The organism is Cohnella sp. GCM10012308, assembly GCF_042649185.1.
Lineage (GTDB): Bacteria > Bacillota > Bacilli > Paenibacillales > Paenibacillaceae > Cohnella.
Map to the genome: position 1 here is coordinate 1 of NZ_JBHRYU010000037.1, position 13,322 is coordinate 13,322.

The following is a 13,322-nucleotide window of genomic DNA, read 5'->3' on the forward strand; positions in this document are numbered from 1 at the left end:
AGGAGAGGAGAGGAGAGGAGAGGAGAGGAGAGGAGAGGAGAGGAGCGCCTAAAAACCACCAAAAAACAAAAATCGACGCAAAGCGACAAAACTTGAAGAAAGTTCAAGTTTTGAGTTGACATGGACAATCTGTTTGTGATAATTTGATAAGGCAGTCAACTTAAACGATTAAGTAAACGAGAAGGAGTGGGATCGCTTGTCCAAAAACAAAATAAAAAAATCGCTCGTGCTGGCGTTGGCCCTGGTTGCGGCAGCGGGATGCGCGAATGCGAAGACGGAGTCCGACCGTCAGGAAAATGGCGGGACGGCCGCGAGCAACGGCACTTCGCCTGCTCAAACTGAAAGCGCTGACATCGCGCCGGAAAAGGGAGCCTCCTTGCTCGTCTGGGAGTCCGACGGCAATGAGCGCGCCTTTCTGCAGGAGGTTGGGAAGCAATTTGAAAGCGCCTACGGCGTCAAGGTGAAGGTGGAGGTCGTCCCGTCCATCGACACGGTCGGCAAGCTGATGACGGACGGTCCAGCGGGCCTTGGCGCGGACGTCTTCTCGTCGCCGCACGACGCGATCGGCAAGGCGGTCAGCGCCGGCCTGCTCCTGCCGAACGACCGCACGCAAAAAGACATGGCGGACAATGTCATGCCCTCGGTCGCGCAGGCTATCACGTACAAGGATGTGCTCTACGGCTACCCGATGTCCGCAGATACTTACGCGCTCTACTACAACAGGAAGCTGATGCCCAAGGAGCCGACGACGTTCGACGAGCTGCTCGCATTCGGCCGCGAGTTCACCGACCCCGCCGCCAAGAAGTACGGTCTCGCATGGGATGTCGCCCAGATTTATCAGGCGCACGCGTTCATCGCCGGCTATGGCGGCTACATATTCGGCGACGGCGGCACGAATCCGGACGATATCGGCCTGAACGGCGAAGGTGCGGTCGAGGGAATAAAGTTTGCGCGGAGCTTGAAAGCACTGTTCCCGCTGAATACCGCGGACATCAATAACAACGTTATCTCCGGTCTGTTCCAGGAAGGACGCGCCGCGATGATGATCGACGGCACATGGCAGATGGCCAACCTGCGAAAAGCAGGCGTCGACTTCGGCGTCGTCCAGCTGCCGCTGCTGCCGAACGGCAAGCACCCGCAGAGCCTGATCAGCGTGCGGTCGCTGTTCGTCAATTCCTACACCAAGTATCCCAACGCCGCCAAGCTGTTCGCAGAGCTCGCGACCAGCCGAGACAACGCCAAGCTCCGCTATGAAATGACCGCGCAGCTGCCGACGCGGCGGGATCTGGTAAGCGATCCGTCGATCATGTCCGACCCGAACGTCTCTTCGTTCCTGGCCCAGCTGCAGAATGCGACGCCGCTGCCGGTCATCCCCGAGACCTCGACGCTGTGGGTGCCGTCGTTCGCGGCATTGTCCGTAATCTGGAACGACGACCGCGCCGACATCAAGAAGACGCTGGACAACATGGTGAGCCAGATGCGCACCGCCATGAAGACAAGCGGATGAGCCGGGGAGATCGCGCGATCGCATATCGTGCCGGTCCGGCGAGCCCCGCCACGGCGGGACTGCTGTCCGCGGTCTGTGCGGGAGGCGGGCAGCTGCTGAACCGTCAATATGCCAAAGGCGCGCTGTTCATGGGCACCTACGCGGCTGCGTTAATCGTTGTTGTACCGCGCATCGCCCGCGCGCTCGAGGGGCTGATCACGCTCGGCGAGACGCCGACGCGGATCGTGGACGGCGTGCTCGTGCGGGGAGATCACTCGATTTTTCTGCTGATCAACGGTCTGCTCGCGTTGTTCGCAGGCGCGGCGCTCCTGCTGCTCCATGCGCTGAACGTGTCCGACGCCTACCGGAACCGCGCCGCCGCGATCGCTGACGGAGGCAGCGTTCATCGGCCACGCCAATCCGCCGGCGGGGCGGCGGCGACCTCGGCCCAGACCAGGCTGAGGCATCCAGTCTTGACCGATCGCCGCTCCCGCGAAGGGCGGGTGGCGCTCCTGCTGCTCACGCCCGCGCTGCTCTTCGTCCTTTTCGTATCCGTCGTGCCCATGCTCTTCAACGTGCTGATCGCCTTTACGAACTATTCGTCGCCGAATCATATTCCCGACCGCTCCCTCGTGAGCTGGACCGGCCTGCAGACATTCTCGCGCCTGCTGTCCGACCGGGCTTGGACATCCACCTTCGGCGGCATCTTCGCCTGGAATATCGTCTGGGCAGTGCTGTCGACGCTTGTCGCCTACTTCGGCGGACTTGGGGTTGCGCTGCTGATCGAGCATCGCAGGGTCCGGTTCAAAAAGCTGTGGCGGACGGCGTTCGTGCTGCCCTGGGCGTTCCCGTCGTTCATTGCGATTCTCGTCTTCCGCGTGCTCTTCAACGGCGCGCTCGGTCCGGTCAACGGCCTGCTGGAGCGCATGGGACTGCCCGGCGTGCCCTGGCTCTCCGATCCGACGGTCGCCAAGCTGACGGTGCTGCTCGTGCATTTCTGGATGTCGATGCCGTTCCTTATGGCGCTATTGTCCGGCATCCTGACGACCATCCCGCGCGACCTGTACGAGGCGGCCGAAGTCGACGGCGCGGGCGGCGCGGCGAAGTTCAGGCGGATCACGATCCCGCACGTGCTGATGGCCACGTCGCCGATTCTGATCATGCAGTTCGCTTCGAACTTCAACAATTTCAACCTGATCTACCTGCTGACCGACGGCGGGCCGCCGAACCCCGACTACTACTTCGCGGGCTCGACCGACATTCTGCTGTCCTGGATCTACAAAATAACGCTCGAGCAAAACCAGTTCAACATGGCTTCGGCCGTTTCCATCGTCATGTTCGTCGTCATCGCGCTCGTCTCCGTGCTGAATTACAGCCGCACCCATTCGTTTCGAGAAAAGGACTGAGCGAATATGAACCGTATCCGAGACCATCTCGTCGCTGCGGGGCTCTACGCGCTGCTGGCCGCCATCTTCGCCGCGACGGTCTATCCGCTCGTCTGGGTCGCAGGGACGGCGCTGAATCCGGGCGATACGCTGCTCATCAGCAGCATGCTGCCCGAGCACCCGACGCTCCGCCACTTCGGACGACTGCTGCGGGAGACGGACTTCGCGCTATGGTACCGCAACACGATGTTCATCTCCGTTTCCAACATGCTGCTGTCTACGCTGCTCGTAACCGTGACGGCGTACGCCTTCTCCCGCCTGCGCTTCAAGGGCCGGCAAACCGGGCTCATGACGCTGCTGGTGCTGCAGATGTTCCCCGGCTTCCTGTCGATCATGGCGATCTTCGTGCTGCTGCTCCAGACGGGGCTACTCAACACGCATCTGGGGCTGATTCTGATCTATGCAGGCGGCTCCGTCTCGTTCGGGGTGTGGGTGATGAAGGGTTATTTCGACACGATACCCCGCAGCCTTGAAGAAGCGGCAATAATCGACGGCGCCGGGCGGGCGGATGTTTTCTTCCGCATCCTGCTGCCGCTGTCCGTGCCCGCGCTCACCTTCGTCATGCTGACGGCGTTCATCGGTCCGGTCATGGACTTCATCCTGCCGCAGATCGTGCTCCGCTCCTCCGACAAGATGACCTTGGCGCAGGGTCTGTACGGCATGGTGTCCGACAAAATGAACTCCAGCTTCAGCCTGTTCGCCGCCGGCTCCGTGCTGACCGCGCTGCCGATCACGGCACTGTATATGTTTTTTCAGAAATACCTGATTCACGGCCTGGCCGCGGGAGCGGACAAGGGCTGACCATGCTGCGCGTCATGAGCGCACAAAGGAGGACGTCATGCCGTCGAAGATCGTCACGCTGGCCGGATTCCGGTCCGCATTTCTGAACAATGAGAGAGAGCTGTACGTCTACCTGCCCGACGGTTACGGAGATGCGTCCAACGAGGACGCGCGATACCCCGTACTGTACATGCAGGACGGACAGCATGTATTTGCCGCGGACACCAGAGGGGGCTCCTGGGAAGCCCACAAGATCGCGGACCGCTTGATCGCCGAAGGGCGGATCCGCCCGATCATCATCGTCGGCGTGGCTCACGTGACCGGCGCGCGGGTGGCCGAATACATGCATCCTGTGCCTTGGCTCGAGGAAGTGTTCGGCGAAGGCGCGCAGGGCGACCTGTACGAGCGCTTTCTGGCGGAGGAGGTCAAGCCTTATATCGACCGCAAATACCGGACGCTGCCGGATGCCGCGCATACCGGCGTGCTCGGGTCGTCGGCCGGCGGGCTGCTGGCTTACAATCTGGGATTCCGCCGTCCGGAGACGTTTGGACTCGTCGGCGCGCTGTGCCCGTTTTTTGTGCGGCCGGACCAGAGCCAGGAGCAGGAATTGTGGCTTAGCCAAATTCATCGCTTCAAGCCGCCGATCCGCATCTGGATGGATGTCGGCGGCGCAGAAGGCTTCACCGTGATGGAAAAGCATGTGCGGACCGTGGTCCGCGCCATGATCGAAGCGGGTTTCCGTCCGGGAGTCGATCTGATGTACCACTTCATCGAGGAGTCCGGCCATTACCAGAAGGACTGGGCAGCCCGGCTTCACGAGCCGCTGATCTTCCTGTTCGGGCAGCCCGGACGCGTTATTCGTTCGCAGCTGCGAGGACCGGATGCGGTCGGACTGGCAGGGACGCCCGCATACTTTAATGCGGTCGACGAGTATGACAGCGGCTTCGCCGCAACCAATCTGGACGGGGCGTATGGCGTATCCGAACCGTCGGTGCTCTCGGTGCTGCCGGACGGGGCGATAGTGCCTCGGCAGGAAGGTGTCGCGGAGGTGACGTACATGAATGCGGAGCAACAGACGTTCACGAAGGCGGTGGCAGTCGTCGCCGATCTCCCGCAGACGGTGCAGGTCAGCTTCCGCGTCGAGGTTCCGGCGGATACGCCGGATGCCGACCGGATCTATGCGGGTATCGAGCTGCCGAAGATTGGTCCGCGGCTGTACGGCGGCACGTTCGCGCTGCCCCGCGGGTTCGCCGTCGAATTCCGCATCTCCCGCGGCATGGGCTGCGAAGAATCCGACGAGCGGGGACGGAAGGCGCCTTATCGGCTGCTCCGGGCGGATGAGGGGCTGCTCGTCGAATACAAGGTGAAGGGCTGGATCGACAGGCAGCCGCGCCGGACGGGCGAAGACGAAGAAGAGGGGGAGACCGCGTGACGCTGATGCGCATCGACAAGTTTCGTTCAGAGCTGTTGGACAACGAGCGGGACATCTACATTTATCTGCCGCCAAGCTATGGACAGAGCGGTGAACGCCGCTATCCCGTACTCTATCTGCACGACGGGCAAAACGTGTTCCACCCCGCCTACAACGGGCAATCGTGGAACCTGCACCGCGTTGCGGAACGATTGATCGCGGAGGGGCGAATCGAAGAGATCGTCATGGTCGGGGCGGCCAACATGGAGGCGGCCCGCGCCGACGAATATACGCATGCGCTCGATGGCGTCGATTACGCTCGCGACAAAATGGACATCACGCCGAAAGGCGAGCTGTACGAGCGCTTTCTTATCGAGGAGCTTAAACCGTATATCGACGCCGTGCTGCGGACGAAGAATGGTCCGGCGCATACGGGCCTGCTGGGATCTTCGCGCGGCGGCCAGGTCACCTACCATATCGGGATGCGGCGGCCCGACGTATACGGCATGATCGGCATCATGTCTCCGTATCTGTATTACGTGAATCCGGAGAATCTCGCGGAGACGCGCGTATACGCCAGGTTCGCAGGCAGGCCGCCGCTTAACAAGATCTGGATCGACACGGGCGGCCGCGAGGGAACGCTTATTCTGGAAAAGCATGTTCGCGGTCTCGTCGACGAGTTGCTCGCGGCCGGCTACGAGCCGAATCGGCAGCTGGCGTATTATTTCGATCCGGAGGCCGCGCACATGGAAGCGGATTGGGAGGCTCGCGCCGCGCTGCCGCTGCTGCACTTTTTCGGGCAGCCGGGCGAGTTGGCGGACGTCAGCCTCAAGCTTGCGCCTGCGACGGCATTGCACGGTGCGAACGCGATCGGCCGCTTCGTGCCGTCGGCTTCGTACGCCGGCGGATTGCGACTGACGCCGCTCGGCGGGGGCTTTGAAGCTTGCGGGCCGGCGGGAAGCGTCGCGAGCGTCGATGCCGGCGGCATCGTTCGCGGCGCTGAAGCGGATTCGGTACAGGCGGCCTATTCTTTTGAAGGCCTAGAGGCGCGGGCGGTATGGCCGCCGGTAGATTAAAGCTGTCGCATAGCGGCGGCGGTGGGGAGCGAAGCGCTTCCGCACCGCCGCCGTTTTTTTAACATTATAGAAATATTAAGGAAACCGGTTTTCCTGTAAGCGAATTATGGATCGTCGAATAGGCTTGATACTTGTTTAGATAGCAAACTTTAGATTCCAATAACTTTCAATTAATGGAATTGATTTTTAGCCGGCATAAAGGCCGTTGTTCGACAGCTGCGAGTTAGGTCTTGCGTCGAGGCATGCTTCAAAATCCGCATCGCTATGCGATTTGCAGCTTTTGTCGTATTTTTCCGAATGGCGAATGATGACAAAATAGGATATTGAAAAAGCAAAAATATAGTGCTACAATCTGGAAAAATTGAAGGCCATGTTACCGAAAGGTACAACCTCGAACGCTTGTCGGGGTTGTGCCTTTTTTTCGTTTTCGGCCAGGGAGGGATCTCGCTCGGCAGGATCGCATGCATAACTGGTATTCGATGCCCATGAATCAAGGAGGAGGACGGAGATGAACCGAGGAGCGCTCTATCATCGCCACAAGCAGAATTGGGCTTTTATGTACGACGACGCGCATGTGCGAGTGAGGCTGCGGACGGCCCGCGGCGATATCGACGAAGCCGCCGTCTGCTATGGAGACAAATACGACTGGCACGGCACCGAATGCCGTACGCCCATGAACATAAGAATTTCCGATGCGCTGTACGACTATTGGGAGGCCGATGTCGCGGTCGGTACGCGCAGGCTCAGCTATCGTTTTCTGCTGGCATCCGGTCGGGAACGAATCTACTTCGGCGAACGCTGGTTGGGAGAGCAGCCGCCGGAGGAGTCGTTCGGCAATTTCGAATACCCGTACATGAACCCGGACGACGCCATTCGCCCGCCTGAATGGGTGAGGGATGCCGTGTTCTATCAGATCTTCCCGGATCGCTTCGCCAAGGTCGGCGAGACGGCACAGGGCGGGACATTCGAGCCTTGGGGAGCGACGCCGACCAAACAGAACGCGTTCGGCGGCAATCTGCCCGGCGTGCTGGACAAGCTCGATCATCTGACGGCGCTCGGCGTGAACGCGATTTACTTTACGCCGTTGTTCCAGGCCCCGTCGAGCCACAAGTACGATACGGAAAACTTCTATGCGGTCGACCCGCAGTTCGGGACGGTCGAGACGCTCAAGACGCTGGTGGAAGCCTGCCATGCGCGAGGCATCCGCGTGCTGCTCGACTTCGTGTTCAACCATACAGGCAATCGGTTCCCGCCTTTCCTGGACGTGCTGGAGCATGGCGAGTCCTCGCAGTATGCCGGCTGGTTCCGCGTGCTGCGATGGCCGGATTTCGGGACGGGAGGCACCCTCGTCTACGAGACGTTCGGCTATGAGGCCGACCTGCCCAAGCTGAACGTATCCCATCCCGCGACGGCCGACTATCTGCTGCAAGTGGCGGCTTACTGGCTGCGCGAGGCCGATATCGACGGCTTCCGGCTCGACGTCGCCAACGAGGTCGATCACCGCTTTTGGCGCAGGCTGCGCGAGACGGTCAAGGCGGCGAAGCCCGACGCCTATCTGCTCGGCGAGATTTTCCACGACGCCATGGCTTGGCTCGGGGGCGACCAGCTCGACGCGGTGATGGATTATCCGGTGCGGGATCTGGCGATCAAGTTTTTCGCATCCCGCACGATCGACGCGGAGACGTTCGCGAACATCGTCTCGCAGCAGCTCGCCATGTATCCGCAGCAGGTGTGCGAGGCTTCTTTTCAACTGCTCGGCAGCCACGATACGGCGCGCCTGCTGACGCTGTGCGGAGGCGACGAGGCGCGGATGAAGCTTGCGGCGCTGTTCCAATTCACGTATATCGGCGCGCCCTGCATCTACTACGGGGACGAGATCGGGATGAGCGGGGAAAACGATCCCGACAACCGGCGCTGCATGGTCTGGGAGCCGGAGAGGCAAAATCGGGAGCTGTTCGCGTTCTACAGGGACATGATCGCGCTGCGCCGGACGCACGGTGCTCTGCGCGGTGGCGGCATCCGCTTCCTGCATGCGCCGGCCGGCGGAAGCACCTTGGCCTACGAGCGCTATGCCGAGGGCGAGCGGATCGTCGTGGCCTTTAACGTGGGCGACCGCCCGCAGACGATTCGTGTCGGGACCGGGCAGCCTGTCGCGGGGGATGAAGCCGGCTTCGAGGTCTGGGAGGAGCTGCGCACCGGCGAAGTCAGTCTGCCCCTCGATGGGGGACTTGAGCTGCCGCTCGGACCCTACGGCAGCGCGGTGCTGAGGCGCCATGTCCGGAAGGGGGCGCCGGCATGAACGCGCTCCAGTGGACGTCTGCAGGCAAGCTTGCGCTGACGGCGGTTGCAGAGCCTGCCGTCAACGCGCCGACGCAGGTCAAAGTCCGAATCGAACTGACGGGCATATGCGGCACGGACTTGGCCGTCATCGCCGGCAGGGAGGAAGGCGTGCCGAACGTGACACGCGGGCACGAGGCGGTCGGCACGATCGTCGAGGCCGGGGGATCGGTCAGCCGGCTGCGGATCGGCGACCGCGTCGTTATCGACCCGAACTGGAGCTGCGGGAGCTGCGAATACTGCAAGCGGGAGATGCCGCATCTCTGCGTCGGCCATGGCGGCGGCATGGCGATCGCCGGACTCAACGCCCCGGGCACGTTCGCCCGCTACTACGTGTCCGAGGAGCGGTTCGTACATCGCTTACCGCAAGCCATGTCCTGGGAGCGCGGCGTGCTCGTGGAGCCGCTGGCCTGCGTGCTCCACAATCTCCAGGAGGCGCAGGTCAAGCGCGACGACGCGGTGCTGGTCATCGGCTCGGGACCGATGGGGCTGCTCTGCCAGATGGCGAGCCGGGCGACCGCGCGCCTGACGGTCGCGACCGAGCTGAACCCGGCGCGGCTGCAGGCTGCGCGGCGGATCGCGGACGCGGCCTGCCGTCCGGACGAGCTCGAAGCCGTCGTGGAGCGGATCGCCGGAGGCCGGCGGTTCGACGTCGTCATCGACGCGGTCGGCAACCAGCTGGAGACCGCGGAGCGCTGGATCGGACGGGGCGGGCGGATCGTGCCCTTCGGCATCGACGCCACGTACCGTTATTCGATCTCGCCGGTCCGGCTTGTCCAGAACGGCATCAGCATCGTGGGCGCAGGCGAGTATCGCTGCACGTTTCCGCTTGCCTTGCAGCTCGCGGAGACGATGCCGGAGCTCGATATGCTGGTGACGGGCCGGTATGGCCTCGAGCAGCACGAACAGGCCGTGCGCGAGCTGCTCGGCTACGATCCGGCGACGGGAGAGCGGGTCGCCTCGGACGCGATCAAGACGGTGTTCGCGCCGTGGAGCGGAGGGGCTGCGGAAGAGGCGGGATGAGGCGCGGGCGGGCGATGAGAGGGTAGGGCAAGGGCAAGGGCAAGGGCAAGGGCAAGGGCAAGGGCGGGATCGAGATCGGGAGCAAGAGCAAGAGCAAGAGCAAGAGCAAGAGCAAGAGCAAGAGCAAGAGCAAGAGCAAGAGCAAGAGCAAGAGCAAGAGCAAGAGCAAGAGCAAGAGCAAGAGCAAGAGCAAGAGCAAGAGCAAGACCCGGGGCCAGGGCGATTACTGCAAAAGTGCATCTAATTGCGCACCAAAGCTTCATATAGGAGCAGATAGATGCAAAAGTGCAGTTAAATGGCTTGGTCGGGCGAAAATTCGTGCATGGAGCGGGAATTAACTGCGTTTTTGCACCTATCCGGCGCGAAGGACCGATTTGGACCGAAACAACTGCAGAAATGCACTTATTTTTCTCTGGTTAGCGGGCTCAGCAAGGCGAAAACGCAGATTTTTTCGCTTGGGAGAAACCGCGTGTATCAGAAATGCGAAGCATCGGGCGCATGGTCGGCAAAACGAACCAACAAGGGGGACGAGGCGCATGAGCGCAGGCAGAACGGTTGACGAGCTGGTGATGTGGCACGAATTCGACGGACCCGGAGACACTTCGGTCGAGGTGCTGGAGGAAATCGGGCGGATGTACGAGGAACGGTACGGGATTCGGGTGCGCGCCGAGGCCATGAGCATCGCGGACCTCGGCCGGCGGCTGACGCGGCTGCCGGAGGGCGGCACGGGACCGGACATGGCGATGGTCCCCTCGGATATGGCGAATTACTGGGAGGCGGCGCGCCTGTCCGAGGTGGACGGCGCCATGCTGCAAGGCGTCGTCGCGCCGTCCGCGCTCGACACGATGCGGATCGGCGGGCGACTGTACGGCGTCCCCGTGCTGACGGGCAATCATCTCGTCCTCTACGTCAACAAGGCGCATTATCCCGAAGCGCCGCGGACGTGGGAGGAGCTGGAGAATGGCGCGGTCCGACTGCGGGAAGCCGGGATCATTCCGCTGGGGATCGATCTCGGACAAGCGTACAGCTTCATCCCGTTCCTCACCGCCTTCGGCGGCTGGCCGATGGCGGACGGCCGGATCTCTCTGGATACGGATGCCGCAGAGCAGGCGCTGGCTTTTCTGAGGCGCGGATTGGCATCGGGCAAAATCGCCAGCCTGGACGGCGCGACGACGCTGCTCGAGCGGTTCGCCGAGGGCCGGATCGGAGCGATCGTGACGGGCGAGTGGATCTATAACTATTTGAGCCGCCGGCTTGGGGACGAGCTGGCGGTAGGCGCCATTCCGGCCATCGGGGGACGGCCTGCCGTATCGATGTGTTCTTCGATCGGGCTCATCTTTCCGAGCAGATCGCTGTCGTCTCCGCGCAGCGCGGCTCTGCGCGCCTATGCGGCCTTCATGCTGAGCGACGAATGCCAGCGGCTGTGGGCCGACCGCGTACAGCGGATTCCCGCCGCAAGCGCCGCGCTGACACGAATCGAATCGGGGGGCTCCGCCAACAAGCGGCAGCTGATCGCCCAGCTCAGGGGCAGCCGGCCGATGCCGGTCAGTCCTTATATGATCGCCGGCTGGGTCGGCATGGAGGAGGGGCTGCGGCGGCTGCCGGAGGATGGAGCGCATAAGGCGCGTACCGCCATGCACGACCGGGCGAGCGCCGTCATGGCTGAAGTGGACGATTATCTGGAACAACTTAAAAAAGGAGCGAGTATCGGATGAGAGTGACCGTGTTCAGCCAAATCTCGATCGACGGCAAGCTGACTTTTGGCGAAGGGCAGTCGAGCAAGGAGCTTTTCCAGCTGTTCGACGAGGACGACATGACCTACATCCACCGGTTCCGCGGACAAGTCGACGGGATTATGGTCGGCAAAAATACGATTTGCACGGACAATCCGTTTCTGACCAACCGCTACGAGAAAAACCGCAATCCCGTTCGGATCGTGCCCACCCGCACGCTCGACATTCCGCCCGCGAGCAACATCCTGTCGGACGGCGAACGCACGCTGATCGTCACGACCGAGCGCGGCATGAACGAGGACAAGCGGCGGCAGATCGAGGATAAGGGCAAGGAAGTTATCGTGTGCGGCGAGGAGCTGGTCGATTTCGCCGCGCTATTCGACCGGCTCGAGACCGAGTACGGCTTCAACCGGCTGATGGTCGAGGGGGGCGGGATGCTCAACTGGCACGTGTTCGACCGCAACCTGGTGGACGAAATTATCCTGATGCAGCTCCCGATCATCATCGGCGGCGGCACCAACATCACGCTGGTGGACGGGCAGGGCTACGACCGGATGTCGTTCACCAAACGGTTCAGCGTCGTCGACGTGCAGCCCCGCAAAAATTACACGCTGATGCGTTACGCCAAATACCGCGATGCCGGGGAGGATGCGCTGCTTCATGGATGACACCAAGGCGGGCTTCTACAAAAGCCTGTATAAAATCGCCGTGCCTATCGCGCTGCAGAGCCTGATCATGGCCGCCCTGTATATGACCGACCAGCTGATGGTGGGCCAGCTCGGCGACGTGGCGATCGCTTCGGTGGGCATGGCGAGCAAGATCTACAGCATTATCTCCGTCGTCCTCGCGGGCCTCGCGACCGGACTGTCGGTGTACGCCGCCCAGTACTGGGGCAGCAGAGACGTGCGCAGCATCACGGATTTGCTCGGTATGACGCTGCTTATCGGCCTGATCATGTCCGCGGCGTTCTCGGCGTTCGTCTTTTTCGAGCCGCAGTTTTGTCTGGGGCTGTTCACGACCGACGCGCGGGTGACGGGAGAAGGCTATGTGTTCCTGAAAATCGTGGCGCTCAGCTACGTGCCGACGATGCTGACGATGGTCTACTCCGCCATTATGCGCAGCACGGGTCACGTCAAGTATCCGATGTACGTCAGCCTGGCGGTCGTTATCGTCAACATTGCGCTGAATTATCTGCTCATCTTCGGCAACTGGGGATTTCCGGAGCTGGGATTGGCCGGCGCAGCGTACGCGACATTGACGGCGCGCATCATCGAGTGCCTGCTGATTATCGGCGCGGTGTACCGGTTCAAGCTGCCCGGTGCCGCCGGATTCCGGCATTTGCTGCGGTTTCGCGGAGATCTGGCGCGCAAGTTTTGGCTCACGACGTACCCGATCGTGCTGACCGAGCTCATATGGGTGCTCGGCGAGGCGGCCTATGCCGTCATTTACAGCCGGATGGGCACGACCGAGATGACGGCAATGACGGTCACGTTCCCGTTGCAGGGACTCAGCATCGGGCTGCTGTCGGGTCTTGCGGGCGCGGCGGGCGTGCTAGTGGGCAACAGGCTCGGCGCCGACGAGCACGTGCTCGCGCTCGACTATGCCCGCCGGCTGATCCGCGCGGGCATCGGCTTGTCGCTGGCGCTCGGCCTAGGCATCGCGGCGCTGGCGCCGCTGTATGCGTCGGCGTTCTCGATCACGGGGGAGGCGCGCGACTTGTCCGTCCACGTCCTGTGGGTGTTCGCGGCGTTCATGTGGGTCAAGGTCGCGAATATGATCATTGCGGGCGGCATCCTGCAGAGCGGCGGAGATAGCAAGTTCGTGTTCAAAATGGAATCGGCAGCCACCTGGCTGATCGGCGTCCCGCTCGGGCTGCTGCTCTCGTTCGTCTGGAAGCAGCCGCTGTTCTGGGTGTATTTTTTCCTGTCGCTCGAGGAACTCGTCCGCTTGGGGGCGGGGCTGCTCCGGTTCCGTTCGCGCAAATGGATCAAAAATCTGACCGGCCAAATCTCGGCTTGAGGAGGAGGAAAA

10 protein-coding genes are annotated in these 13,322 nt (G+C 62.1%); all 10 read left to right on the forward strand.

Annotation, left to right across the window (positions count from 1 at the left end):
- Positions 1–196: 196 nt before the first annotated feature.
- The 10 genes from ACFOTD_RS28785 (at position 197) to ACFOTD_RS28830 (ending at position 13,310) form a co-directional block, all read left to right on the forward strand.
- Positions 197–1,507: a sugar ABC transporter substrate-binding protein gene (locus tag ACFOTD_RS28785; RefSeq protein WP_378123406.1), complete on the forward strand. Its 1,311-nt coding sequence runs from the start codon at positions 197–199 to the stop codon at positions 1,505–1,507.
- Positions 1,504–2,892 (forward strand): carbohydrate ABC transporter permease, encoded by a 1,389-nt coding sequence (locus tag ACFOTD_RS28790; protein WP_378123407.1) that lies wholly within the window; start codon positions 1,504–1,506, stop codon positions 2,890–2,892. The genes ACFOTD_RS28785 and ACFOTD_RS28790 overlap by 4 nt, the downstream gene beginning before the upstream one ends.
- A 6-nt stretch (positions 2,893–2,898) precedes the next feature.
- On the forward strand, positions 2,899–3,732 hold the full coding sequence (locus ACFOTD_RS28795) for a sugar ABC transporter permease (protein ID WP_378123408.1): 834 nt from the start codon (positions 2,899–2,901) through the stop codon (positions 3,730–3,732).
- Between the two features lie 37 nt (positions 3,733–3,769).
- On the forward strand, positions 3,770–5,143 hold the full coding sequence (locus tag ACFOTD_RS28800; RefSeq protein WP_378123409.1) for an alpha/beta hydrolase: 1,374 nt from the start codon (positions 3,770–3,772) through the stop codon (positions 5,141–5,143).
- Positions 5,144–5,148: 5 nt separating this feature from the next.
- Positions 5,149–6,198, forward strand: coding sequence for an alpha/beta hydrolase (locus ACFOTD_RS28805; protein ID WP_378123457.1), 1,050 nt, complete (start codon positions 5,149–5,151; stop codon positions 6,196–6,198).
- A 508-nt stretch (positions 6,199–6,706) separates the two neighbouring features.
- Positions 6,707–8,497, forward strand: a complete 1,791-nt coding sequence (locus tag ACFOTD_RS28810) for an alpha-glycosidase (RefSeq protein WP_378123410.1) — start codon at positions 6,707–6,709, stop codon at positions 8,495–8,497.
- Positions 8,494–9,558: a zinc-dependent alcohol dehydrogenase gene (locus ACFOTD_RS28815; RefSeq protein WP_378123411.1), complete on the forward strand. Its 1,065-nt coding sequence runs from the start codon at positions 8,494–8,496 to the stop codon at positions 9,556–9,558. Before ACFOTD_RS28810 ends, ACFOTD_RS28815 begins: the two co-directional genes overlap by 4 nt.
- A gap of 536 nt (positions 9,559–10,094) precedes the next feature.
- The gene (locus tag ACFOTD_RS28820; protein ID WP_378123412.1) at positions 10,095–11,273 is read left to right on the forward strand and encodes a sugar ABC transporter substrate-binding protein; all 1,179 of its coding nucleotides are present in this window, start codon (positions 10,095–10,097) and stop codon (positions 11,271–11,273) included.
- Positions 11,270–11,959: a RibD family protein gene (locus ACFOTD_RS28825; protein ID WP_378123413.1), complete on the forward strand. Its 690-nt coding sequence runs from the start codon at positions 11,270–11,272 to the stop codon at positions 11,957–11,959. Before ACFOTD_RS28820 ends, ACFOTD_RS28825 begins: the two co-directional genes overlap by 4 nt.
- On the forward strand, positions 11,952–13,310 hold the full coding sequence (locus tag ACFOTD_RS28830; protein ID WP_378123414.1) for an MATE family efflux transporter: 1,359 nt from the start codon (positions 11,952–11,954) through the stop codon (positions 13,308–13,310). Before ACFOTD_RS28825 ends, ACFOTD_RS28830 begins: the two co-directional genes overlap by 8 nt.
- Positions 13,311–13,322: the final 12 nt, after the last annotated feature.

Excerpts from the sequence above, each read along its gene's own strand:
- ACFOTD_RS28790 (WP_378123407.1), top strand. The coding sequence starts at position 1,504 with ATGAGCCGGGGAGATCGCGCGATCGCATATCGTGCCGGTCCGGCGAGC.
- ACFOTD_RS28795 (WP_378123408.1), top strand. The coding sequence starts at position 2,899 with ATGAACCGTATCCGAGACCATCTCGTCGCTGCGGGGCTCTACGCGCTG.
- ACFOTD_RS28800 (WP_378123409.1), top strand. The coding sequence starts at position 3,770 with ATGCCGTCGAAGATCGTCACGCTGGCCGGATTCCGGTCCGCATTTCTG.
- ACFOTD_RS28805 (WP_378123457.1), top strand. The coding sequence starts at position 5,149 with ATGCGCATCGACAAGTTTCGTTCAGAGCTGTTGGACAACGAGCGGGAC.
- ACFOTD_RS28810 (WP_378123410.1), top strand. The coding sequence starts at position 6,707 with ATGAACCGAGGAGCGCTCTATCATCGCCACAAGCAGAATTGGGCTTTT.
- ACFOTD_RS28815 (WP_378123411.1), top strand. The coding sequence starts at position 8,494 with ATGAACGCGCTCCAGTGGACGTCTGCAGGCAAGCTTGCGCTGACGGCG.
- ACFOTD_RS28820 (WP_378123412.1), top strand. The coding sequence starts at position 10,095 with ATGAGCGCAGGCAGAACGGTTGACGAGCTGGTGATGTGGCACGAATTC.
- ACFOTD_RS28825 (WP_378123413.1), top strand. The coding sequence starts at position 11,270 with ATGAGAGTGACCGTGTTCAGCCAAATCTCGATCGACGGCAAGCTGACT.
- ACFOTD_RS28830 (WP_378123414.1), top strand. The coding sequence starts at position 11,952 with ATGGATGACACCAAGGCGGGCTTCTACAAAAGCCTGTATAAAATCGCC.